The following is a 23,141-nucleotide window of genomic DNA, read 5'->3' as shown; positions in this document are numbered from 1 at the left end:
CTGACAGAATCCAAGTGTCTCCTACGGGAGTGAGTGCTCGGGAAAGGGGCCGGTCGGTGGGAGCTGGGGTGGGGGCGGCGCGCCGTCGCAGGGGGACGGCCGCCGGACTGTTCGGGGCGGCCCTGCTGGTCGTCGGGACGGTGCTGGGCGCGGGCGGTGCGTACGCCCAGCCGTCCCCCGGGCCGGGCGGGCACACCGCCGGACAGGGCGGGGACGACAACAGCCAGGGCGGCCGGGGGGACCAGGGCGACCAGGGCGGTCGGGACGGCCGCAAGGGCGAGCCGGGCCGGACCGAGCCGGGCCGGACCAGGCCCGCGCCGGGCCAGAGCACCGGCGGCCCCGGCCGCCGGGCCGAGCCGCCCGGCACCCCGGCCACCACTGCGCCCACCACCGCGCCCGGCGGCGGTTCGCGGGTCGCCCGCCCGGTGCCCGCGACGGGCGCCGTGCTGGCCGGCGTCGACACCGCTCCGGAGGGCGTCGTCCCCACCGCCCAGGGCCTCCAGCAGGCGCTCGCCCCGGCCCTCGCCGACCGGAGCCTGGGCACCGTGACCTTCGCCGTCGCGGACGCGGCCACCGGGCAACTCCTGTACGGCTCGGGGGAGAACACCCCGGCCACCCCCGCCTCCACCACCAAGCTGGCCACCTCGGTCGCCGCCCTGTCGCTGATCCCCGCCGACACCCGGCTCACCACCCGGGCGGTCCGCGGCGCGGACCCGGGCACCGTCACCCTGGTCGGCGGCGGGGACCCGACGCTCACCGCGCTGCGCGCCGACCAGGTGCAGATCGGCGACCAGCCCGCCGACGCCGACACCGCGCCCGCCTCGCTGGAGGAGCTCGCCCGGCAGACCGCGGCCGCCCTCAAGGCGGCCGGCACCGGCACCGTCAAGCTGGACTACGACCTCTCGCTGTACAGCGGTGGCCAGCCGCACCCGACGAACCCCGACAACCAGAACATCGCCCTGGTCGTCCCGCTGATGGTGGACGAGGCCAAGACCGACCCGAAGAGCCGGGAGGACGCCCCGAACCGGGTCGCCGACCCGGCCAGGGCGGCCGCCGACGCCTTCGCCGCGCTGCTCGCCGCCCAGGGCGTCACCGTCGAGGGCAAGGCCAGGCCCGCCGCCGCCCCGGCCGCCGCCGACGCCCCGGTGCTCGGCCGGGTGGACTCCCCGACCGTCGCCCGGCTGATCGAACGGATGCTGACCACCTCCGACAACCAGCTCGCCGAGGCGATCGCCCGTCAGGTCGCCCTCGCCGGGCACCAACCGGCCAGCTTCGAGGGCGCGGCGACCGCCGTCACCCAGGAGCTGACCAGGCTCGGCGTGCCGATGACCGGCGTGGTCCTCAACGACGGCAGCGGCCTGCACAAGGGCAACGCCATCCCGCCGGTGACGCTGGTCCGACTCCTCGCGCTGGCCGCCTCCGACCAGCACCCGACCCTGCGCCCGGTCCTCACCGGCCTCCCGGTCGCCGGCTTCACCGGCACCCTCGCCAAGCGCTACGGCTCCGGCTCCGGCGCCGCCGACGCGGCCGGCCTGATCCGCGCCAAGACCGGCACCCTCAGCAACGTCAACACCCTGGCCGGCACCGTCGTCGACGCCGACGGCCGGCTGCTCACCTTCGCCGTCATGACCAGCACCCAGGCTCCCGCCGACACCGCCCGCGCCGCCATGGACCGGATCGCCGCCCGCCTCACCTCCTGCGGCTGCCACTGACCCCGGGCCCGGCCGTCGGGGCGGTCCCCGGGCGGGGGCCGCGGGCGCGCGAGGGGCGGGCAGAACAGCCGCGGGGCGGGTGGGACGGCCCGCCCGTCGGGCCGGCCGGGTGTTCCCGGCGGGTGACTGCCGCTGGTGGTGGGGAGCACGTACGGTGAAGGCATGACGAGCGCGAGTGGTGGGGCTGACATGGTCGACTGGAACCTCGCGGTCGCAACCGCGACCAGGTTGGTGCGGCCGGGGCCGGAGGTGAGCCGGGCCGAGGCGGCGGTGGTGGTCGCCGAGCTGCGCCGGCACGCGCTGGAGGCCGAGGAGCACGTGCGGGCCTTCACCGGGATGCGGTCGAGCAGTCTGACCGCGGCCGCCGCGACGCCGGTGCTCGTCGTGGACCGTCCGGGCTGGGTGCGGGCGAACGTGGCGGGCTTCCGCGCGGTCGTCCAGCCGCTGGTGGAGAAGCTCCAGGCGCGGCGGGCGAACAGCGCGGCGGCGGGCGTCTTCGGGGCGGTGGGGGAGAAGGCCACCGGGATCGAGGTCGGGGCGCTGCTGGCGTTCCTGTCCACCAAGGTGCTGGGCCAGTACGAGACCTTCGCCCCGGCCGAGCCCTCGCTGGAGGCGCCGGACAGCCCGGCGGCGCTGTTCGACAAGCCGCGGCTGGGCCCGGAGGGCCCGGGGCCGGGCCGGCTGCTGCTGGTGGCGCCGAACATCGTGCACGTCGAGCGGGAGCTGGACGTGGACCCGTCCGACTTCCGGCTCTGGGTCTGCCTGCACGAGGAGACCCACCGGACGCAGTTCACCGCGGTGCCGTGGCTGCGCGACCACATCCAGTCCGAGGTGCAGTCCTTCCTGGCCGAGACGGACGTCGACCCGGGCGCGCTGCTGGACCGGCTGCGCGACGCGGCGGGCGCGCTGGGTGGCGGCCTGCCGGGGACGGGCGCCCGGGAGAGCCGGGACGGCGCCTCCGCCGGGAACCTGCTGGAGGTCGTCCAGACGCCCGCGCAGCGGGAGATCCTGGGTCGGCTGACGGCGGTGATGTCGCTGCTGGAGGGCCACGCGGACGTGGTGATGGACGGCGTCGGCCCGGCCGTGGTGCCGACGGTGGCGGAGATCCGGGAGAAGTTCCAGCAGCGCCGCGACCGGGGGGCGAACCGGCTCGACCTGGTGCTGCGCCGGCTGCTCGGGATGGACGCCAAGCTGCGGCAGTACCAGGACGGCGCGGTGTTCGTCCGGGCCGTGGTGGAGCAGGTCGGCATGGAGGGGTTCAACCGGGTGTGGACGTCCCCGAACACCCTGCCGACCAAGGACGAGATCCACGACCCGGCCGCCTGGGTCGCCCGGGTCGCCCGCTGAGGAGTCGGCCGGGTCGCGGACCCCGATCGGGCATTCCCGGCACGCGGCGGGACCGTCGCCGGTCGGCGGCGGTCAAACCCGCTCGTACGAGTGGTCCAATCCGGCAGGGGGTGGGTGAAGATACGTTTCTCCATTCACCCGAACGTGGGACGGTGGTCGTACCGGTGGCGCGGGTGGCGTAGCGGGTGGCCACTATCTGCCACCATCTGTGAGCGCCCGGTAACGCGGCGCTATGCAGCTGCGCGGCCCCGGCCGCCCGCCGCAGTCCTGTCCCCTCCGTCGAGGAGTCGTCCGCCGTGGGCCCTCACCCCGCCGTCGCCGCGATACGCCTGGCCGTTCGCCGTACGCTCACCGACCTCGTCGCCGAGGCCGGTTCCACCTTCACCGCGCCCGTGCGCGAGCCCCGCGAGCGTCCGGTCGGGACGCCGCTGGTGGGTGCCGCCGTCGGCACCACCCTGATCGGCAACGCCGCCCGCCACCCCTCCGGGCTGCCCCGCACCCCGGCCGCCCCCGGCTCGCCGCTGGTCCTGGTCGCCGTCAGCGGCGGTGCGGACTCCATGGCGCTGGCCATCGCCGCCGCCTTCGAGGCCCCCAAGATCGGCCTGCGGGTCGGCGCCGTCACCGTCGACCACGGCCTCCAGGACGGCTCCGCCGACCGGGCCGCCCAGGTGGCCGAGCGGCTGCGCTCGCTGGGCCTGGACCCGGTCGAGGCGGTCCCGGTGCGGGTCGGCCGGGCCGGCGGCCCGGAGGCCGCCGCCCGGGACGCCCGCTACGCCGCCCTGGACGAGGCCGCCGAGCGGCACGGCGCGATCGCGGTGCTGCTCGGCCACACCCGGGACGACCAGGCCGAGACCGTGCTGCTGGGGCTGGCCCGCGGCTCCGGCTCCCGGTCGCTGGCCGGGATGCCGGCCCAGAAGGGCCGCTACCGCCGTCCGCTGCTGGAGCTGGACCGGGCGGCCACCCGGCAGGCCTGCTCCGCCCAGGCGATCCCGGTCTGGGACGACCCGCACAACTGTGATCCCGCCTACACCCGCTCGCGGGTCCGCCACGAGGTGCTGCCGGTGCTGGAGAAGCACCTGGGCGGCGGCGTGGTGGAGGCGCTGGCCCGCACCGCCCGGCTGTTCCGCGACGACGCCGACGCCCTCGACCAGTGGGCCTCCCTGGCGGAACGCGACCTCCGTACGGGCGAGGGCGCCCTGGACGCCGTGAAACTGGCCGAACTGCCGCCCGCCGTACGGCGCCGGGTGCTGCGCCGGGCCGCGCTGCGCGCGGGCTGTCCGGCCGGGGACCTGTTCGCCCGTCACCTGGAGACGGTGGACCTGCTGGTCACCGGATGGCGGGGCCAGGGGCCGCTGCACCTACCCGGGGGCGTCGAGGCGACCCGCAGGTGTGGCACGCTGGTCTTTCGGCGGCAGGGCGACTGAGGGCGAGGCACGTCCCGGGGGAGCCGGCCGTCGGCCACACATACCCCGAACGTTTGAGGACGTATCCCCGGTGGACCAGAACGACATGGGCGCTGACCTCGCGAAGGTGCTCATCAGCAAGGACGAGATCGACGCCAAGCTCCAGGAGCTGGCCGAGCGCATCGACCGGGACTACGCAGGCAAGGACCTGCTGATCGTCGGCGTCCTCAAGGGGGCCGTGATGGTCATGGCCGACCTGGCCCGGGCCCTGCACTCGCAGGTCACCATGGACTGGATGGCCGTCTCCTCCTACGGCATGGGGACCAAGTCCTCCGGCGTGGTGCGGATCCTGAAGGACCTGGACACCGACATCGCCGGCCGGGACGTCCTGATCGTCGAGGACATCATCGACTCCGGTCTGACGCTGTCCTGGCTGCTGGGCAACCTGGGCTCGCGCGGCCCGGCCTCGCTGGAGGTCTGCACCCTGCTCCGCAAGCCGGACGCGGCCAAGGTCGAGATCGACGTGAAGTACGTCGGCTTCGACATTCCGAACGAGTTCGTGGTGGGCTACGGCCTGGACTACGCGGAGAAGCTGCGTAACCTCCCCTTCATCGGCACCCTCGCCCCGCACGTCTACGGCGGTTGAGGGCCCCGTTCGGGCTACGGGCGGGAACAGTAGGTTGTTCCCGCCCGTTGGACCGGGGGACAAAGAACCAAAGCCGTCTCGCCGTGCTCCCGCCACGGGTGGGTCCCACTGCGGTACGGTCCAATAAACCGCTCTTCACATGAGCACCGATTCCGGATGCGCCGCGGCCCCCAGCCTCCCGGCGCCGCTGAGTGGCAGGAGGGACGGGGCGGCAACGCCCCGCATGGATGGACGTCAAGCGATACTTCCGTGCGCCGATCATGTGGATCGTGCTGGCCGTCCTCGCCGTCATCGTTTTGATGCAGGTCGTTTCGGACTCGAACGGCTACAAGACGGTGGACACCGGTCAGGTCGTTGCCGCGATCGATGCGCACAACGTCAAGTCGGCGCAGATCACCACCGGTGACTCGAACACGATCAAGATCCAGCTGAAGGACGGCGCCACGCTGTCCCCCGCCGGTTCGGGCAAGGCCCCGTCCGGCACCAAGTTCCAGGCCTCGTACATCGGTGACCAGGGCGTCGCGATCGCCGACAAGCTCCAGTCGCAGATGAACGACAAGAGCAGCGCCCTCACCGAGGGCTACACGGTCAGCCCCGAGAAGCAGAGCACCTTCGTCAGCCTGCTGCTGTCGATGCTGCCGATCGTGATCATCGTCCTGGTCTTCCTGTTCCTGATGAACCAGATGCAGGGCGGCGGCTCCCGCGTCATGCAGTTCGGCAAGTCCAAGGCCAAGCTGCTGACCAAGGACACCCCGAAGACCACCTTCGCCGACGTCGCCGGCGCGGACGAGGCGGTCGAGGAGCTCCACGAGATCAAGGAGTTCCTGCAGGAGCCGGCCAAGTTCCAGGCCGTCGGCGCCAAGATCCCCAAGGGCGTGCTGCTCTACGGCCCGCCCGGTACCGGCAAGACCCTGCTGGCGCGTGCCGTCGCGGGCGAGGCCGGGGTGCCGTTCTACTCCATCTCCGGCTCGGACTTCGTCGAGATGTTCGTCGGCGTCGGCGCCAGCCGGGTCCGCGACCTGTTCGAGCAGGCCAAGGCGAACGCCCCGGCGATCGTCTTCGTCGACGAGATCGACGCCGTCGGCCGGCACCGCGGTGCGGGCCTCGGCGGTGGCCACGACGAGCGCGAGCAGACCCTCAACCAGCTGCTGGTCGAGATGGACGGCTTCGACGTCAAGGGCGGCGTGATCCTGATCGCGGCGACCAACCGCCCCGACATCCTGGACCCGGCGCTGCTGCGCCCGGGCCGCTTCGACCGCCAGATCGCGGTGGAGCGCCCCGACCTCCAGGGCCGACTGGACATCCTCAAGGTGCACCAGAAGGGCAAGCCGATCGCGCCCGACGTCGACATGTCGGCCGTCGCCAAGCGCACCCCGGGCTTCACCGGTGCGGACCTCTCGAACGTGCTCAACGAGGCCGCGCTGCTGACCGCCCGCTCGGACAAGAAGCTGATCGACAACGGCATCCTGGACGAGGCGATCGACCGCGTCGTGGCGGGTCCGCAGAAGCGCACGCGGATCATGTCCGACAAGGAGAAGAAGATCACCGCGTACCACGAGGGCGGTCACGCCCTGGTCGCGGCGGCCTGCCAGTACAGCGACCCGGTGCACAAGATCACCATCCTGTCCCGCGGTCGGGCCCTCGGCTACACCATGGTGCTGCCGGACGAGGACAAGTACTCCACCACCCGCAACGAGATGCTCGACCAGCTGGCCTACATGCTGGGCGGGCGCGCGGCGGAGGAGCTGGTCTTCCACGACCCGACCACCGGTGCCTCGAACGACATCGAGAAGGCCACCGCCACGGCGCGGGCCATGGTCACCCAGTACGGCATGACCGAGCGCCTGGGCGCGATCAAGTTCGGCTCCGACAACTCGGAGCCGTTCCTGGGCCGCGAGATGGGCCACCAGCGCGACTACTCGGAAGAGGTCGCCGGGCTGGTCGACGAAGAGGTCAAGAAGCTCATCGAGAGCGCGCACAACGAGGCCTGGGAGATCCTGGTCGAGAACCGCGACGTGCTCGACAACCTGGTTCTGGAGCTCCTGGAGAAGGAGACCCTGAACAAGGAGCAGATCGCCGAGATCTTCGCCCCGATCGTCAAGCGCCCGCACCGGCCGGCCTGGACGGGCTCCGCCCGCCGCACGCCGTCCACCCGGCCGCCGGTGCAGTCGCCGAAGGAGCTGGCGCTCACCAACGGCGCCGCGGCCTCCTCGGACACCGCGCCGGTCGACATCGTGAAGCTCCCGCCGCTGCCGGCCACCGAGCCGCCGACCGAGGGCTGACCGGGCTTCCCGGTAGGGAATGGTTGCCGCGTCACCAGGGTTTGTACCCTGGAGGCGCGGCATCCGTGCTGTTCAGCCAGAGTTCTTCCCACAACAAAGCGAGGCCCGCATGATCGACCCGGTGACGCTCGACGGTCCGCCCGCCGTCGGGATCTTCGACCAGAAGCGGGCCGAGAACGCCATCCGCGAGCTGCTGCTCGCCGTCGGGGAGGACCCGGACCGCGAGGGCCTGCTGGAGACCCCGGCCCGGGTCGCGCGGGCCTACAAGGAGATATTCGCGGGCCTGTGGCAGGAGCCCGAGGACGTCCTGACCACCACCTTCGACCTCGGTCACGACGAGATGGTGCTGGTCAAGGACATCGAGCTGACCTCGGTCTGCGAGCACCACCTGGTGCCGTTCCGCGGTGTCGCGCACGTCGGGTACATCCCGTCCCCCAGCGGCAAGATCACCGGGCTGTCCAAGCTCGCCCGGCTGGTCGACGTCTACGCCCGCCGCCCCCAGGTGCAGGAACGGTTGACCAGCCAGGTGGCCGACGCGCTGATGCGGATCCTGGAGCCGCGCGGGGCGATCGTCGTGGTCGAGTGCGAGCACATGTGCATGTCGATGCGCGGCATCCGCAAGCCCGGCGCCAAGACCATCACCTCCTGCGTGCGCGGCCAGCTGCGCGACCCGGCCACCCGGGCCGAGGCGATGAGCCTCATCATCGGCCGGTAGCGCCGAAGGGCCGGCCGGGCGGTACGGCTCAGGGCACCTCGGGCTCCGCGTGCGGCGGAGCCGGGGTGCCCAGTGCGTTCCGGCGCTCCGGCATCCGCAGCGTGACCATCCGCCGCCAGCCGTAGGCCCGGTCGTACAGGTAGAGCGCGTGCACCCCGAGGGTCACCAGGGCCAGCTGCCAGCGGGACCAGCGCAGGATCCGCGCCATCCGGGCGGTGACGGCGAGCCCGACGTCCCGGTGGGTGCGGATCTCGCCGCGGGCGGTGGTCTCCAGGGCGTGCCGGATGTACGGGCCGTGGCCCTGGGCGGCCAGCCGCAGCAGCTCCTCGTGGCAGTACGCGAGGTGGTTGTCCTCGTCGGCGGAGATCATCCGCATCGCCCGGCCGAGCTCGGGGTCGTCCCCGTACACCCTGACCAGCTGGCGCATCTGCTCGGCGGCGCGCTGCTCGGTGACCCGGCTGTGCGCGAGGTAGGTGATGATCTCGCGCTCGGTCAGCGGGGCGTCGCCGGTCAGCCGCTCGTGGGAGAGGCCGACGCCCTGGCGCTCCAGCAGCATGCAGTAGTCGGCCTCGTCCGGGACGGGCACCCTGGGCAGGCCGCGCTTGTGCAGCAGCTGGGTGAAGATCCGGCCGTGCTTGCGCTCGTCCGCGCCGTGCCGGGCGACCTTCGGGGCGAGCACCGGGTCCCGGGTGAGGGCGGTGATCCGCTCGTTCTCCCAGCCGCCCTGGTCCTCGCCGCCGGCCGCGATGCTGCAGAACAGCTGGTAGGCCTGGTCGTTCCGGTAGATCTCGTTGAAGAGCGATCTGGTGCTCAGCACGGTGCCTCCTGCGCGGATCCGGGGCGGCCGCCCGTCCGGAGGTCGGACGGGCGGCCGCGATTCGTCCCCCCGAACCGCCGGCCGGACGGGCCGACCGGCGGGTAATCACCCGCAAGCGCGAGGACCTAGCCGAGGTGGGCGCCCATCCATTCCAGCGAGGCGGGCAGCTCCCTGGTCCAGCTGTCGAAGTTGTGCCCGCCGTCGTCCAGGTAGAGCGAATCCACCTTGAACTGCGGATTGGCCGCCGCGACCTGGGTGGCCTGGTCGACGAACTGGACGGTCTGCTGGTAGTCCGTCTCCGTCCGGGTGGAGACCACCAGCATGTTCAGCGACGGGGCCGGGAGGTTCTGCAGCCGCCAGCCGAGGTCGTGCTGCTGGGTCAGGGTCTTGTCGCCGCTGAAGAGGTCGCCGCCGGTGTACTGGTCCTGGCGCACCGAGAAGTCGCCGTGCAGGCCGGTGGCGCTGCCGTAGACGTTCGGGTTGCGCATCGACAGGCGCATCGCGCAGCTGCCGCCGGTGGAGTAGCCGAACACGCCCCAGGAGGCGGCCGAGCGGCCGAGCCGGTAGGCGCTCTGCAGCGCCTCGGGCACGTCCTTGGTGAACCAGGTCTCGGTGCGCGGCCCGCCGGGGACGTCCACGCACTCGGTGTCCCGGGAGGGGACCACCGAGGGGCGGGCCAGCACCAGGACGGTCGGCGGCATCTTGCCGGAGCGCTGCAGCTCGGCCGCCGTCTGCACGGTGGGCAGCTCCTTGAGCAGGTTCAGGGTGGTGCCCGGGAAGCCGGCCAGGGTGAGCACGACCGGGAAGCGGACCAGGGCGAACTTCGGGTCGAAGTACTCGGGCGGCAGATAGACGAACATCTGGTCGGAGAATCCGGTCTCCTTGCCGTTGACCCGGACCGACTCGACCTTCCCGACCTCCTCCGGCGCGCCCTTGGGCAGGTTGGTGACGCCCTCCAGACCGCCCTCGTCGGTCGGCTGGACCAGCTTGTCGGAGACCGGGGTGCCGCCCTTGTGGTTCTCGTTGCTGGTCAGCGCGAGCTTGGCGCCGCCGGGGTTGAGCAGGTCGTCCCAGGAGGTGTAGAACCCGAAGGAGTTGTTCACCGACAGCGCCAGGACCGCGAGGATCGAGACTTGAACGACTGTCATCAGGCCGATCCGGCCGAGCACCGGCAGCGGGCGCTGCCGGGCCAGCCTGGGCCAGAGCCACAGGGTGATGACGAGGGCCGCCGCTCCGAGAGCGAGCAGCGAGTTCACCAGCACGTCGCTGGTCAGTTCCATGCCGTCGGCCTTCCGGTGGGACGCTGTCGGTGCAGGCTTCATCGTCTGGCGGTCCGTCAGGCCGGGCCACCGCAGCTAGGCTGTCCGGGCGCCCGGGCGGGGGTGGCAGGGCGGGGGAAGGTCCGCGGCAACCGGCGCCCTAGAATGCGGCGTCCACCGTACGTAACGCGTGCCGGAGGGTTCCGTCCCGCCACGCGGCGGTGGACCCACGGCTCCGCCCCCGGCTCAACCCGCAGCGCGCCCACGGCACCGGAATACCGTCCGTTTCCGGGTCCTTGGTATGCGCATTGCCTGATGAAGGAATAGGCATGAAGGTCCATCACACGTGCTCCCCCGGAGTGAACGGACACCGCACCGCAGCCTCTACGCTGAGCTTCCATGAGCGCTCCCGTGTCCGTTGAGCCGAGCCCCGAGCAGCCCCCGCGCCGACGGCGCGGCCTGCAGACGCTGCGCAACCAGGCGGCGGCCGTCCCGAGGGCCTGGCTCCCCGGTGCGGTCGGCTACGCCTGTCTGCTGATCGGCCTGGTCGACATCGCGAGCGCGGTGTTCCCCAAGCTCCGGCACACCAAGATGCACACCTTCGCCGGGCAGCTGCCGGGCGGCACCACCAGCCTGGCCGCGGTCGGCACGCTGATGGTCGGCATCCTGCTGGTGCCGCTGGCGCACGCGCTGCGCCGGCGCAAGCGGCGGGCCTGGCGGGCGGTCTGCGTGCTGCTGCCGCTCAGTGCCGCGCTGCACATCATGCGCTGGCACCAGATCGGCCCGGCGGTCGTCTCGCTGGTCGTCCTGGCCGTGATGCTGGTGCACCAGCGCGAGTTCTACGCCAAGGCCGACCCGCGCACCCGCTGGGGCGCGGTGGTCAACCTGGTCGTGATGGGCGCCCTCAGCGTGCTGCTCGGCCTGCTGATCGTGAGCACCCGCACCCGGTACGAGTTCGGCCACCCCGGCCTGTACGAGCGGTTGCAGCACGTCGGGTACGGGCTGTTCGGCTTCGAGGGCCCGATCCGCTACACCAACGAGCGGATGTCCGACCTGGTCGCCTACCTGCTCGGCGGCCTCGGCCTGCTGACCGCCTTCACCACCGCCTACCTGGCGCTGCGCCCGGGTAAGCCGAAGCCGGAGCTCACCGTCGAGGACGAGGAGAAGGTCCGCGAGCTGCTCAAGCGGCACGGTGAGCGCGACTCGCTCGGCTACTTCGCGCTGCGCCGCGACAAGAGCGTGCTGTTCTCGCCCACCGGCAAGGCCGCGATCTCCTACCGGGTGGTCTCCGGCGTGATGCTCGCCTCCGGCGACCCGGTCGGCGACGTCGAGGCCTGGCCGGGCGCGATCAAGGTGTTCATGGCCGAGGCCCGTGAGCACGCCTGGGTGCCGGCCGTGATGGGCTGCAGCGAGGTCGGCGGCGAGGTCTGGACCCGCGAGGCGGGCCTGGACGCGCTGGAGCTGGGCGACGAGGCCATCGTCGACACCTCCACCTTCTCGCTGGCCGGCCGGGCCATGCGCAACGTCCGCCAGATGGTCAAGCGGATCGAGCGCAACGGCTACTCCTGCAAGGTGCGCCGGGTCTCCGAGCTCAGCGTCGAGGAGAAGTACCGGATCGCCGACGCCGCCGCCCGCTGGCGCGGCACCGACACCGAGCGCGGCTTCTCGATGGCCCTGGGCCGCTTCGGCGACCCGCTGGACGACGACTGCGTGGTGGTCACCGCCCACAAGGCCCCGGAGGAGGGCGAGAGCGGCGACGACCTGAAGGCCGTGCTGCACTTCGTGCCCTGGGGGCCGGACGGCATCTCGCTGGAGCTGATGCGCCGCGACCGGGCCGCCGACCCGGGCCTGAACGAGCTGCTGATCGTCGCCGCCCTGCAGGAGGTGGGCGCCCTGGGCGTCCGTCGGGTGTCGCTCAACTTCGCGATGTTCCGCTCGGCGCTGGCCCGCGGCGAGCGGATCGGTGCCGGCCCGGTGCTGCGCGCCTGGCGCGGACTGCTGGTGTTCCTGTCGCGGTGGTTCCAGATCGAGTCGCTGTACAAGTTCAACGCCAAGTTCCAGCCCGAGTGGGAGCCGCGCTTCCTGGTCTTCCCGAGCACCCGGGACCTGCCGCGGATCGGCTTCGCCGCGATGCAGGCGGAGGCCTTCATCACGCTCGGCATGCCGCGCTTCTGGCGCAGGCGCCAGCGTGAGGGCCTGATGCCGGTGCCGTCGACCCGTGAGGTCACCGAGGCCGCCTGAGGCCGCCCGAGGCCGACCGCCATCGAACGGGGCCCCCGCCGAGAAACCTCGGCGGGGGCCCCGTTCGATAATGGGGGGCATGAGCGATGTGCCCCCCTACTCCCTCCCGGCCGGACTGCCGCGGCTCGGCCGCTGCGCGGTGATGGGTGTGGTCAACGTCACGCCCGACTCCTTCTCGGACGGCGGGATGTGGCTCGACCCCGCCAGGGCGATCGCGCACGGGCTGGCCCTGCGGGCCCGCGGCGCGGACCTGGTGGACGTCGGCGGCGAGTCCACCCGGCCCGGGACCCAGCGGGTGCCCGAGGAGGAGGAGCTGCGCCGGGTGCTGCCGGTGGTGCGCGAGCTGGCCGCGGCCGGGGTGATGGTGTCGGTGGACACCATGCGGGCCTCGGTCGCCGAGCGGGCCGTCGAGGCCGGCGCCGCGATCGTCAACGACGTCTCCGGCGGCCTCGCCGACCCGGCGATGGCCCGGGTGGTCGCGGCGACCGGCGCGCCCTTCGTGGTCATGCACTGGCGCGGGCAGTCCGCCGACATGGAACGGCGGGCCGTCTACCAGGACGTCGTACGGGACGTGGTCGCCGAGCTGACCGCCCGGGTGGAGGCGCTGCTGGCCGCCGGGGTCAAGGAGGACCAGTTGGTCCTCGACCCGGGGCTCGGCTTCGCCAAGACCCCCGAGCACAACTGGGCGCTGCTCGGCCGGTTGGACGCGCTCACCGCGCTCGGCCGTCCCGTCCTCGTCGCGGCTTCGCGGAAGCGGTTCCTGGGTACGCTGCTCGCCGACCCGGAAACCGGGGAGCTGCGCCCGGCCCGTGAGCGGGACGACGCGACCGCCGCGGTCTCGGTGCTGTCGGCCCAGGCCGGAGCCTGGGCGGTCCGGGTGCACGACGTGTCCGGTACGGCGGACGCCGTCCGCGTGGTCGCGGCCTGGCAGCGCGCGGCGCGGCTGGGGTGAGGGAGGGTCTGTGACAGGTGACGGCAGGTTGAGCGGCGGGACGGCCGGTAAGGCCCGGGAGGTGGACCTGGAGGCGGTGCTCGCGGCGAACCGGGCCTTCTACGAGGCGCTGGAGCGGGGGGACGTCGAAGCGGTCGAGGAGGCCTGGCTGGGGCCGGAGCACGCCGACGACAAGGGCGGCGTGGTCTGTGTGCACCCCGGTTGGCCGGTGCTGCGGGGGCGGGCCCAGGTGACCCGCTCCTACATGCTGATCATGATGAACACGGAGTACATCCAGTTCTTCCTGACCGATGTCGAGGCCGAGGTCCACGGTGATGTGGCCCTTGTCACGTGCACCGAGAACATCCTCTCCGGCGGCGAGGCGGAGGAGGAGGGGGAACTCGGCCCGCTGGTCGGCGGAAAGGTCGTGTCGAGCAATCTGTTCCGTCGTACCCCGGCCGGGTGGAAGCTCTGGTCGCACCACGGCTCACCCGTGCTGACCAGCGGGGACGAGGACGACGAGGACTGATTCCGGGAGTCGCGGAAAATCGGCGCCGAACGGTCGCCGGGGAATTTCCGAGTGGTCACCGAACGTTCACGTCAATCGCCATTCCGGTGCGCGTGGCGACGGTTCGTGCCGGGTAGGACGGTCAGGCGTTGTCCGCGCTCGCGGGTAGATTCGAAACGGAGTGGCGGGCGTGCTGCCCGCCTTCGCCCCGCCCGTCCATGCCTTTCCCGGGTGGGGCCCGTCCGACTGGGAGCAGTGATTCGTTTGCTGGACCGCGTCACCCTGCGGGGGCTGCGAGCCCGGGGCCACCACGGCGTCTTCGAGCGCGAGCGTGTCGAGGGCCAGACCTTCGTGGTCGATCTCGTGCTGTACCTGGACACCCGCCCCGCCGCGTCCGGAGACGACCTCACCCGCACGGCGCACTACGGCATCGTGGCCGAGGAGGTCACCGCGATCATCGCCGGGGAACCGGTCGACCTGATCGAGACCCTGGCGCAGCGGATCGCCGACCAGTGCCTGAAGCACGACGCGGTCGAGGAGGTCGAGGTCACCGTGCACAAGCCGGACGCCCCGATCACCGTGCCGTTCGACGACGTGACCGTGACCATCCACCGGGGCCGCGCATGACCCCCACCGCGCGCCTGGTTTCCGATGCAGAGGGAATTCTTCGATGACCAGCACTGAGCCGAACGCGTTCGACCTGGAGGACCGGGTGGACTCCGCCGACACCACGCTGCACAGCCAGCGGTGCGCGGTGATCGCGCTCGGCAGCAACCTGGGCAACCGGCTGGACACCCTGCAGGGTGCCGTCGACGCGCTCGCCGACACTCCCGGGCTGAAGATCAAGGCCGTCTCGGCGGTCTACGAGACCGAGGCCGTGGGCGGCCCGGAGGAACAGCCCAACTACTACAACGCGGTCGTGGTGCTGCGCACCTCGCTGCCGCCGCGGGACCTGCTGGAGCGCGGCAACGCGATCGAGGACGCCTTCGGGCGGGTCCGCGAGGTCCGCTGGGGCGCGCGCACCCTGGACGTCGACATCCTGGCCTACGAGGGCGTGGTCAGCGAGGACCCGCTGCTGCTGCTGCCGCACCCGCGGTCGCACGAGCGGGCCTTCGTCCTCGCCCCCTGGCTGGACGCCCAGCCCGAGGCCGAGGTGCCCGGGCACGGTCCGGTCGCCGCGCTGCTGGCGGCGCTCGGCGGGCCGGACGCGCAGGGCGTGAAGCGCCGCGACGACATCCGGCTGACGCTGCCGGAGTAGGGCGTGACGGGCCGGCGGGACGGGCCGGCGGGCGGCCCGGCCGGTCCGGTCCGCCGGGTCGGTCGGGAACTCGGCCGCGGGGCCCGGCCGTACGAGTGGATGTCCGCCCGTCCGGTCCCGGTACGGTGGCCTGACGCCGTCGTACCGGGCCACCGGGCGGGCGGTCGGCTCTGGTACTCCGGGAAGGACCTCCTCCGCGTGAAGCTGCTTCGCCTCCGTCTGCTGATCGGCATCACCGCCGCGACGACGGCGCTGTCCTGGGCCGGCTCCAAGCTGTGGGCGTCCCTGGACACGCTGCCGGCCGTGCCGGCCGCGGCTCCGGTGGTGCTGGCGGCGGTGGCGGTCATCCTGCTGGCGACCGCGATCTCGCTGCGCTCCCGGCTGAAGGCGGTGCGCGAGCGGCAGCCCGGCGCCAAGCGGGTCGACCCGCTGCTGGCGGCGCGGGCGGTGGTGCTCGGGCAGGCCAGCGCGCTGGTCTCCTCGGTGGTCACCGGCATCTACGCCGGCGCCGGGATCTACCTGCTCGGCGAGCTGGACGTGTCGGCCCGCAAGGACCAGGCGGTGACCGCCGGGCTCGCGGTGCTGGCGGGGGCCGCGGTGATCGCGGCGGCGCTCTGGCTGCAGCACGTGTGCAAGCTGCCGGAGAACCACGACGACCCGGGCGGTCCGGCGGCCTCGCCCCGCTGACGGAACGGCCGGATCCGGTCGCACCGCGCTGAACAGGGCTTTTTTCGTGATCTTGAGTGAAAAGCCGGGCACGTGCGGTAAAAACTGCGCACTGTCAAGGGTTGAAGGGGACCCTGGGCTGACACGGCCCCAATTCGCACGCTAGTTTCTTGGCATGTCTCGCGGACGCCACCGTCATTCCTCCGTCCTCGGCCGGGTCTTTCCCCCCACCGCCGCCGGCGTACTGCTGGTGGCCGCTCTGGCCGCGCTGCTTTTCAGTCAGGACACCGTCCTGGTCCGCTCGGTGGGCATCGCCGCGCTGATCGCCACGCTCGGCTTCGCGGTGCTGCTGCGGCAGCGGGACAAGGCGGCCCGGGCGGCCGCCGAGGTGTCCTCGGCGCAGCGGCTGCGGGCCGAGGAGCGCTTCGAGGAGCAACTGGCCGAGGCCGAGTACGCGGCCGAGGTGGCCGAGGAGCGGGCCACCCGGTTCGGGCGGCGGCTGACGGCGGAGAAGTCGCGGCTGGCGAAGGCGGAGACCGAGATAGCCCGGCTGCTGCGCGAGCGGGCCGTGGCGGTGGCGGAGCAGGCGCTCAAGGAGGCCGAGGCGGCCCAGAAGGCGCTCGCCGCGAGCCGTCCCAAGTACCCGGCCAGTCCGGCCGCGTTCGTCCGCGCCGCGTCCGTGCTGCGGCTGCTGGAGCGGCGGGCGGCCGAGCAGGAGGCGCAGCGGGAGCGCACGGCGGGCGCGGAGGTCGCGCTGCGGGCTCGTACGGCTCCGGCCGCCTCGGTCGCCCAGGTCGCTCCGGTCGCTCCGGTCGCTTCGGCGCCCAAGCCGGTGTCGGTGCCCGCTCCGGTGGCGCCCACGGTGCCCACCCCGGCGCAGGCCCCGGCCGGGCCGGCCGCGACCGCTGCTCCGGCGGGCCGTACCCCGGTGCAGCCCACGCCGCTGCGCCCGGCGCTGACCGCGACGGTCGGCCAGCTCGGCGGTGGGTCCGGGGCGGGTGGTGCGCAGGCCGGCGCGTCGGCCGCCGCGCCGGCTCCGGTGGAGCGGCAGCGGCAGCGTCCGGCGCAGTCCGGGCCGGCCCGCGGGCCGGGCTTCAGCTTCTTCGGCCGCGGCACGGGTGCGGCGGTCCGGGCGGCGGCTCCGGCCCCGGCGGTGGGCAGCGTCGCCGAGCTGGCGGAGCGCGCGGACCTGGCCGACGTGGTGGGGGACGAGGCGGTCGCCGCGAAGGCCCGCGCCGAGGCGCAGGAGACCCGGGAGGCCGCGGCGGAGGTCCGCCCGGTGGAGCCGGTGGCCGCCGACGGGGCCGGGGCGGACGGGACCACCGTGGTGGACCTGACGCCCGAGGACGAGACCGAGCTGATCGAGCTGCCGGAGCTGCGCGCCACGCGCTGAGCGGCCCTGGAGACGCGGCGCGGCGCGGGAAGTCGGACGGGTCGACTTCCCGCGCCGCGGCGGTTCCGTTCCGGCGTGCGTCGGATCAGATCTGCACGCCGAAGTCCTGGGCGATGCCGGCCAGGCCGGAGGCGTAGCCCTGGCCGACCGCGCGGAACTTCCACTCGCCGTTGTTGCGGTAGAGCTCGCCGAAGATCATCGCGGTCTCGGTGGCGGCGTCCTCGGAGAGGTCGTAGCGGGCGATCTCGGCGCCGCCGGCCGCGTTCACCACGCGGATGTAGGCGTTGCGGACCTGGCCGAAGTTCTGGCCGCGGGCGGTGCCGTCGTAGATGGTGACCGGGAAGGTGATCTTGACGGCCTCGGCCGGCAGGCTGGCCAGGTCGACGTTGATCGACTCGTCGTCGCCGGCGCCCTCGCCGGTCCGGTTGTCACCGGTGTGCACGACGGTGCCGTCCGGGGCGCTGGTGTTGTTGAAGAAGATGAAGTGCGCGTTGGAGAGCACCTTGCCGTCCGCGTTCAGGACGATCGCGCTGGCGTCCAGGTCGAATTCGGCGCCGGTCGTGGTGCGGACGTCCCAGCCCAGGCCGATGCTGACCGCGGACAGGCCGGGGGCCTCCTTGGTCAGCGAGACGTTTCCACCCTTGGAGAGGCTCACTGGCATGGCGATTGCAGTCCCTTCGTTCGCTTTTCCCGGGACAACGCAATACGACGAGGGCTTGGTTCCGTGGATCCCGTGAATTCTTCGTCAGGGGTCAACCCCGGGCAAAGGGTGGGCAATGCGGTGGCATGGTCGGGCGGTTCCGGGGTCAGACCCGGGGGAACCGGCCCTGCAGCGTCCAGATGTTCGGGTTGTCGGCCAGGTCGGGGTGCATGTCGAACAGGTCGGCGAGGGTGTCCTGGAGGAAGTCCCGGGCCTCGCGGCGCAGCTCGCTGTGCCGGATCACGGCGGGCGGCTCGTCCCGCAGCCAGGTCGCGGTGACCTCGACCCAGTTGAAGCGGCGGGCGAAGCGCAGCAGTTCGGTGTTCTGGGTGAAGTCGAGGTCGGCGGTCTGCACCCGGGCCGCCCGGGAGCCGTCCGGGTCGAGGTCGAGCTGCTCGACGATGTCGCACAGCGCCCAGGCGAAGTCCAGCACCGGCACCCAGCCCCAGCGGGTGGAGAGTTCGGCGCCCTCGGCGTCCAGGTAGACGTCGCCGCAGAACAGGTCGTACCGCAGCGAGCGCACGGGGGCGGTGCGGTAGTCGGTCTGCGGGGGGTCGGGGAAGCGGTTGGAGAGGGAGTAGCCGAGCTCGATCACGTACGCCATTGTCGGGGGTCCGGGCCGGTGGCGGTAACCGGCCTCCGCTGCGGGGTGCGGGCGACCGACCTTTAACCGCGTGACCGGGAGTGGTCGGCGCGGGATGATGGGCGCATGTCCGAGCCCATCCGCGTACGGGGGTCGGTGGTCGTCCCCGACGCCGAGCTCGTCTGGCGCTTCTCGCGTTCCTCCGGCCCCGGTGGCCAGCACGTCAACACCTCCGACTCCAAGGTCGAGCTGCGCTACGACGTGGCCGCCTCGAAGGCGCTGCCCGAGGTGTGGCGCACCCGTGCCCTGGAGCGGCTGGCGAACCGGCTGGTGGACGGCCGGGTGCTGGTGATCCAGGCCTCGGAGTTCCGTTCGCAGTGGCGCAACCGGGAGGCGGCCGGGGCCCGGCTGGCCGCGTTGCTGAGCGAGGCGTGCGCGCCGCCGCCGAAGGCCCGTCGGGCGACCCGGCCGAGCCGGGGGATGGTGCAGCGGCGGCTGGAGAACAAGAAGCACCGCTCCGAGCTGAAGCAGGGGCGGCGGGCGCCGCGCGGCGAGTAGTCCGGCGCGGCGAACCGTTTCGGCCGGGGCGCCGGCGGGTGTCGTGCGGTGCTGCGGCTCAGCCCAGCGTGCGGTAGCCGCCGTGGAAGTAGAGCAGCGGGCGGCCGCCGGGGGTGGGGACGGTCGCCTCCAGGACCCGGCCGAGCAGCAGGGTGTGGTCGCCCGCGGGTATCCGCTGTTCGGTGCGGCATTCGACGGTGGCGAGCGCGCCCTCGATCAGCGGGGCGCCGGTGTGGGCGCCGTGGCGGTGCGGGGTCTCCGCGAACAGCAGCCGGTCGCTGAGCCGGCCCTTCATGGCGAAGCGGGAGCCGAGCGTCTTCTGCCCCTCGGTGAGCACCGAGACCGCCCAGGTGTCGTTGCGGGAGAGCACCTCGTCCATTCGGGAGTCCTCGCGCACCGAGATCAGCACCAGTGGCGGGTCCAGCGACACGGAGAGGAAGGAGGTGGCGGTCATGCCGATGTCCTCGCCGTCCTCCTCGTCGTGGACGGTCACCAGGCTGACGCCGGCGGCGAGCTGGGAGAGTGCTGCCCGGAACTCGTCGGGCGTGGCCTGGGTGGCAGCTTCGGGCTGCGGGGACGGGTACACGTACCGCACGGTAGTCGTCGCAGGCGGCAAACGGCATCGGGCCGTGGTCGTAGGACCACCGGCGCACGTCCGGCCGGGCGGGGGCCCGGTCACTCCCAGGGGTGAAGCGGGTGGACCGGCGGGTGCAGTGGGCTTCAGGGTGCGGCCAATGCGGTCGACCACGGGAATTGTTCCGATAGCTCTTTATGTCCCGCTATGGGGCGGATGAGCTGATGAAGGACGCATTAGTGTCGTGTGATTTAAGTCACAAGTGGTGGCCTATTGCTGACCGAGCGTGCCGAACGCTGTGCTCCCTGTGATTCAGTTCTTCTGGCAATCGGACGATAACCAATCAAGAACTATCCGAAGCAGCCGGGGAGCCCCCGCATGGAAGCCGAGTCGGAGCCGTACGTCCGTCTCGCGACCCTCCGCACCTTGCACCGGGTCGTGGCGGACCTCAACGCTGCCCGCAGCCTGGCGGGCACGCTGCAGGCCGTCGTCGAGGGCGCGGTGCACGGACTCGGCTTCGACGCCGCCGCGGTCAGCCTGGTCCGGCCGGACGGCGACCTGGTGGTGGCGGCGGTCTGGGAGCTGGAGGAGAGCCCGATGGGCGGGCCCTCGGTGCTGCTCGGCCAGGTCGGCTCACGCGAGTCCTGGGACCGGCTGCTCGGCGTCAGCGACCACTGGGGCACCCTGCGCTTCCTGCCGTACGACCGCGGCTGGGCGGTCGCCAGCGACATCCCGCGCTGGATCGGCGACGGCCCGCTGCCCGTCTACGCCAACGACTGGCACCCCGCCGACGGGCTGCTCGCCCCGATGTACAGCGCCGGCGGCGACCTGCTCGGCGTGCTCTCGGTGGACCGCCCGCGCAGCGGCAAGCGGCCCGGGGCGTGGACCCGCGAAGCCCTGGAGATGTTCTCGCTGCAGGCCTCCATCGCGATCGGCAACGCCCGGCTGCGGGCCGAGATGCAACGGGCGCTGGCCCGGCTGGAGAAGGAGCAGCAGGCGCTGCGGGCCAGCGAGGAGAGCTTCCGGCAGGCCTTCGAGTACGCGCCCAGCGGGATGGCGATCACCGAGCTGCACGGCGCCGGGCGCGGCCAGCTGACCAGGGTCAACGACGCGCTCTGTCGACTGCTCGGCCGCCCCCGCGCGGTGCTGCGCCAGCAGAGCTTCGCCGACCTCGTCCACCCCGAGGACCGCGCCCTGTTGGAACGCACCAGCGCCGAGAGCGGCCGGGCGGAACTGCGACTGTCCCGGCGGGACGGCGGCTACCAGTGGGTCTGCCTGCGCAACTCGATCGTGGCGGACGCGGCCGAGGGCCCGAGCTTCCTGCTCACCCACGTCGAGGACATCGAGGACCGCAAGCGCCACGAACTCCAGCTCGCCCACCGGGCCAGCCACGACGCGCTCACCGGCCTGCCCAACGGCGCCGAGCTCAAGGCCCGGCTGGCCCGGCGGCTCTGTCCCGAGCCGCAGCCGGTCGGCGCCGCCGCGCTCCCCGCCGAGGTCGGCCACCAGCAGCCGTACGGCTACCCGGCCGACTCCTACAGCGCGCACGCGGCGTACGAGGGACTGGAGGGCGCGGACCCGTACGCCGGGTCGGTGCACGGCTACGGACCGGTCGAGGGCTCCCCGCTGCCCGGCCTCGCGGCCGGCTTCGGGGAACACGTGCACGCGGTGGTCCCGGCCGAGTACGGGCCGAGCGGCGACGCCTGGTCCGTGCCGTTCCGCTCCGGCCCGCCGACGCCGGTCGACAAGGGGCTGGCGGTGCTCTTCTGCGACCTGGACGGCTTCAAGTCGATCAACGACCGGTTCGGGCACAACGCCGGCGACTCGGTGCTGGTCGAGGTGGCCCGGCGGCTGAGCGGGGCGGTCCGGGACGGCGACACGGTGGCCCGGCTGGGCGGCGACGAGTTCGTGGTGCTGGCCGACGGGATCGGCCGGGACGAGGCCAAGGACCTCGCCCACCGGCTGCGCAACGCGATCATCCCGCCGATGCGGATCGACGGGCGGGCGATGCGGGTCGGGGTGAGCCTCGGGATCGGCTGGGCCGGCTGCGGGATGAGCATCGAGGAGGTGCTGCACACCGCGGACGAGCGGATGTACGACGAGAAGCGCGCCCGGGGCGGCGCGGTGCGCGGGGCGCGCGGCGAGCGCTCGCACCGGCGGGCGGGCTGACGGACGCCGCTCGGTTCCGGCCCGAAGTGGATCGGATGCCGAGCACCCGGGGGCGCACAGGTTACCCACGAGTTGTCAAGGGTTCTTTTCCTGCTGTCAGGTAGGACAGGTAGGGTGCCCGGTACGACAGCGTCCATGATCTGCGCCGCCCGCGCGCGGCGACGCACACCGGATGGGGGAGCAGACCACCGTGACGACCGCCGGCGACAACGGATTGCCCGAGGGTCAGGCGGGCGGTGCCCCGCAGGACGACGACCCGTTCGGCTACCTCTACCGCCCGGCCGACGGCTCCACCGGGCAGCCGGCCGAGCCGCAGCAGGGCGTTCCCCGGACGTCCTACAGCCGCCCGATGGAGGTCGGTCGGGCGCAGTACGGCTACCCCCCGCGGGCGCAGCAGCAGCAGCCGTACGGGCAGCAGCAGCCGCCGTACGGCCAGCAGGCCCCGTACGGTCAGCCCGGGATGCCGCCGCAGCAGCAGGCCGAGTACACCGCGCCCACCCAGCAGACCCGCTACGCCGAGCACTCCCGGCCGCAGCCGGGGGACGAGCCGCGCAGCAGCGGCCGGAGCAAGGGCGCGGTGATCGGCGCGGTCGCGGTGGTCGCCGCGATAGCGATCGGCGCCGGGATCGCGCTCTCCACCGGGGACCCGGACGGCGGCAAGGACGCCAAGGGCGGCAGCACGACCGCCGCCCCGCCGGCGCCCAGCGGCGGCGCGACCCCGAGCGGTTCGACCGGTTCGGTCTCGCCCTCGGCGAGCGCCACCGTCTCCGCCGGGCCGGCGACCGTGGACGCCGGTCAGCTGCAGGGCCAGAACGCGCCGTCCGGTAACAGCGTCAAGGGCGCGAAGTCCGCCGACGGCAGCTACCTGACGCTCCAGCAGGGCGGCAGCGTGACCTGGAACGGTCAGATCGCGACGGCCGGGACGTACAAGCTGACCGTGCACTACAACAACGCCGGGGCCGATGTGAAGGGCGCGGCGTCGGTGAACGGCAAGGACTGGCCGAGCGGCCTGACCTTCAAGAACTACTCGCCGGGCAAGGACCCGGCCTCGTCCTGGTTCAGCACGTGGATACTCCCGCAGCTGCAGGCCGGGGCGAACTCGGTCTCCTTCACGGTCCCGTCGGGTCCGATCCTGATCGACCAGATCACGGTGGAGCCGAGCAGCTGACGGGCTGACCGGACGTGCGAACGGCCGCCCTCCCCACCGGGGGAGGGCGGCCGTCGGCGTTCGGTCAGCCGGACTTGACGGTGCGGAACCCGTCGCCGCCGACCACCCAGCGGCCCCGGCGCATGACGGCGACCAGGTCGTAGCTCTCGGAGTCGACCACGACCAGGTCGGCGAGCTTGCCGGTCTCCAGCGAGCCGATCGAGTCGGCGAG

Annotated in this window: 21 protein-coding genes; 16 read left to right on the top strand and 5 right to left on the bottom strand. The window is 72.9% G+C overall.

The genetic code is table 11. The features are described from left to right. The first annotated feature begins 56 nt into the window (after positions 1-56). The 6 genes from dacB to folE all read left to right on the top strand — a co-directional run bounded on the left by dacB (position 57) and on the right by folE (position 8,105). Positions 57-1,712: a D-alanyl-D-alanine carboxypeptidase/D-alanyl-D-alanine-endopeptidase gene (gene dacB, locus ACIP4P_RS42775; RefSeq protein ID WP_400929211.1), complete on the top strand. Its 1,656-nt coding sequence runs from the start codon at positions 57-59 to the stop codon at positions 1,710-1,712. Positions 1,713-1,874: 162 nt separating this feature from the next. Next, the gene (locus tag ACIP4P_RS42770) at positions 1,875-3,059 is read left to right on the top strand and encodes a zinc-dependent metalloprotease (RefSeq protein WP_400929208.1); all 1,185 of its coding nucleotides are present in this window, start codon (positions 1,875-1,877) and stop codon (positions 3,057-3,059) included. A 296-nt stretch (positions 3,060-3,355) separates the two neighbouring features. Then, on the top strand, positions 3,356-4,483 hold the full coding sequence (gene tilS, locus ACIP4P_RS42765) for a tRNA lysidine(34) synthetase TilS (RefSeq protein ID WP_400929205.1): 1,128 nt from the start codon (positions 3,356-3,358) through the stop codon (positions 4,481-4,483). 70 nt (positions 4,484-4,553) lie between these two features. Beyond that, the gene (gene hpt, locus ACIP4P_RS42760) at positions 4,554-5,108 is read left to right on the top strand and encodes a hypoxanthine phosphoribosyltransferase (protein ID WP_045692298.1); all 555 of its coding nucleotides are present in this window, start codon (positions 4,554-4,556) and stop codon (positions 5,106-5,108) included. 227 nt (positions 5,109-5,335) lie between these two features. After that, on the top strand, positions 5,336-7,390 hold the full coding sequence (gene ftsH / locus ACIP4P_RS42755) for an ATP-dependent zinc metalloprotease FtsH (protein WP_350517228.1): 2,055 nt from the start codon (positions 5,336-5,338) through the stop codon (positions 7,388-7,390). 109 nt (positions 7,391-7,499) lie between these two features. Further along, positions 7,500-8,105 carry a GTP cyclohydrolase I FolE gene (gene folE / locus ACIP4P_RS42750; RefSeq protein WP_400929200.1) on the top strand — a complete coding sequence of 202 codons (606 nt, stop codon included), beginning with the start codon at positions 7,500-7,502 and terminating at the stop codon, positions 8,103-8,105. A 28-nt stretch (positions 8,106-8,133) separates the two neighbouring features. Here folE and ACIP4P_RS42745 read toward each other — a convergent pair whose 3' ends face one another. Together ACIP4P_RS42745 and ACIP4P_RS42740 are read right to left on the bottom strand one after the other, a co-directional pair. After that, positions 8,134-8,922: a ferritin-like domain-containing protein gene (locus ACIP4P_RS42745; RefSeq protein ID WP_350517230.1), complete on the bottom strand. Its 789-nt coding sequence runs from the start codon at positions 8,920-8,922 to the stop codon at positions 8,134-8,136. A 125-nt stretch (positions 8,923-9,047) separates the two neighbouring features. Further along, positions 9,048-10,202 carry an alpha/beta hydrolase gene (locus tag ACIP4P_RS42740; RefSeq protein ID WP_400929197.1) on the bottom strand — a complete coding sequence of 385 codons (1,155 nt, stop codon included), beginning with the start codon at positions 10,200-10,202 and terminating at the stop codon, positions 9,048-9,050. A 378-nt stretch (positions 10,203-10,580) separates the two neighbouring features. Between ACIP4P_RS42740 and ACIP4P_RS42735 the strand changes: the two genes are divergently transcribed. The 7 genes from ACIP4P_RS42735 to ACIP4P_RS42705 all read left to right on the top strand — a co-directional run bounded on the left by ACIP4P_RS42735 (position 10,581) and on the right by ACIP4P_RS42705 (position 17,178). Further along, positions 10,581-12,422 (top strand): phosphatidylglycerol lysyltransferase domain-containing protein, encoded by a 1,842-nt coding sequence (locus ACIP4P_RS42735; protein ID WP_400929194.1) that lies wholly within the window; start codon positions 10,581-10,583, stop codon positions 12,420-12,422. Positions 12,423-12,501: 79 nt separating this feature from the next. Continuing rightward, the gene (gene folP, locus ACIP4P_RS42730) at positions 12,502-13,374 is read left to right on the top strand and encodes a dihydropteroate synthase (protein ID WP_400929191.1); all 873 of its coding nucleotides are present in this window, start codon (positions 12,502-12,504) and stop codon (positions 13,372-13,374) included. Positions 13,375-13,384: 10 nt separating this feature from the next. After that, positions 13,385-13,882, top strand: coding sequence for a nuclear transport factor 2 family protein (locus ACIP4P_RS42725; protein WP_350509220.1), 498 nt, complete (start codon positions 13,385-13,387; stop codon positions 13,880-13,882). A gap of 246 nt (positions 13,883-14,128) precedes the next feature. Continuing rightward, positions 14,129-14,488, top strand: coding sequence for a dihydroneopterin aldolase (folB, locus tag ACIP4P_RS42720; RefSeq protein ID WP_030288941.1), 360 nt, complete (start codon positions 14,129-14,131; stop codon positions 14,486-14,488). Between the two features lie 43 nt (positions 14,489-14,531). Further along, positions 14,532-15,119 (top strand): 2-amino-4-hydroxy-6-hydroxymethyldihydropteridine diphosphokinase, encoded by a 588-nt coding sequence (gene folK / locus ACIP4P_RS42715; protein WP_400929187.1) that lies wholly within the window; start codon positions 14,532-14,534, stop codon positions 15,117-15,119. A 198-nt stretch (positions 15,120-15,317) separates the two neighbouring features. Next, the gene (locus ACIP4P_RS42710) at positions 15,318-15,806 is read left to right on the top strand and encodes a DUF3180 domain-containing protein (RefSeq protein WP_350516819.1); all 489 of its coding nucleotides are present in this window, start codon (positions 15,318-15,320) and stop codon (positions 15,804-15,806) included. Between the two features lie 154 nt (positions 15,807-15,960). Next, positions 15,961-17,178 (top strand): hypothetical protein, encoded by a 1,218-nt coding sequence (locus tag ACIP4P_RS42705; RefSeq protein ID WP_400929183.1) that lies wholly within the window; start codon positions 15,961-15,963, stop codon positions 17,176-17,178. Positions 17,179-17,263: 85 nt separating this feature from the next. Here the strand turns inward: ACIP4P_RS42705 and ACIP4P_RS42700 are convergent, their stop codons facing one another. After that, positions 17,264-17,839: a TerD family protein gene (locus tag ACIP4P_RS42700; protein WP_400929180.1), complete on the bottom strand. Its 576-nt coding sequence runs from the start codon at positions 17,837-17,839 to the stop codon at positions 17,264-17,266. 145 nt (positions 17,840-17,984) lie between these two features. Next, the gene (locus tag ACIP4P_RS42695; RefSeq protein ID WP_400929178.1) at positions 17,985-18,482 is read right to left on the bottom strand and encodes a hypothetical protein; all 498 of its coding nucleotides are present in this window, start codon (positions 18,480-18,482) and stop codon (positions 17,985-17,987) included. Between the two features lie 105 nt (positions 18,483-18,587). Between ACIP4P_RS42695 and arfB the strand changes: the two genes are divergently transcribed. After that, positions 18,588-19,019 carry an alternative ribosome rescue aminoacyl-tRNA hydrolase ArfB gene (gene arfB, locus ACIP4P_RS42690; RefSeq protein ID WP_400929175.1) on the top strand — a complete coding sequence of 144 codons (432 nt, stop codon included), beginning with the start codon at positions 18,588-18,590 and terminating at the stop codon, positions 19,017-19,019. A gap of 58 nt (positions 19,020-19,077) precedes the next feature. Here the strand turns inward: arfB and ACIP4P_RS42685 are convergent, their stop codons facing one another. Continuing rightward, positions 19,078-19,605, bottom strand: coding sequence for a flavin reductase family protein (locus tag ACIP4P_RS42685; RefSeq protein ID WP_400929172.1), 528 nt, complete (start codon positions 19,603-19,605; stop codon positions 19,078-19,080). A 366-nt stretch (positions 19,606-19,971) separates the two neighbouring features. On the opposite strand from ACIP4P_RS42685, the gene ACIP4P_RS42680 reads away from it, so the two are divergent. Further along, a complete protein-coding gene (locus ACIP4P_RS42680; protein WP_400929169.1) occupies positions 19,972-21,762 on the top strand; it encodes a diguanylate cyclase domain-containing protein in 1,791 nt (596 codons plus the stop codon). 172 nt (positions 21,763-21,934) lie between these two features. Beyond that, positions 21,935-22,930: a carbohydrate-binding protein gene (locus ACIP4P_RS42675; protein ID WP_400929166.1), complete on the top strand. Its 996-nt coding sequence runs from the start codon at positions 21,935-21,937 to the stop codon at positions 22,928-22,930. Positions 22,931-23,141: the final 211 nt, after the last annotated feature.

The organism is Kitasatospora sp. NPDC089509, assembly GCF_044749365.1.
GTDB lineage: Bacteria > Actinomycetota > Actinomycetes > Streptomycetales > Streptomycetaceae > Kitasatospora.
The sequence above is the reverse complement of the archived record's forward strand: the minus strand, read 5'-3'. Positions and strand labels throughout refer to the sequence as shown.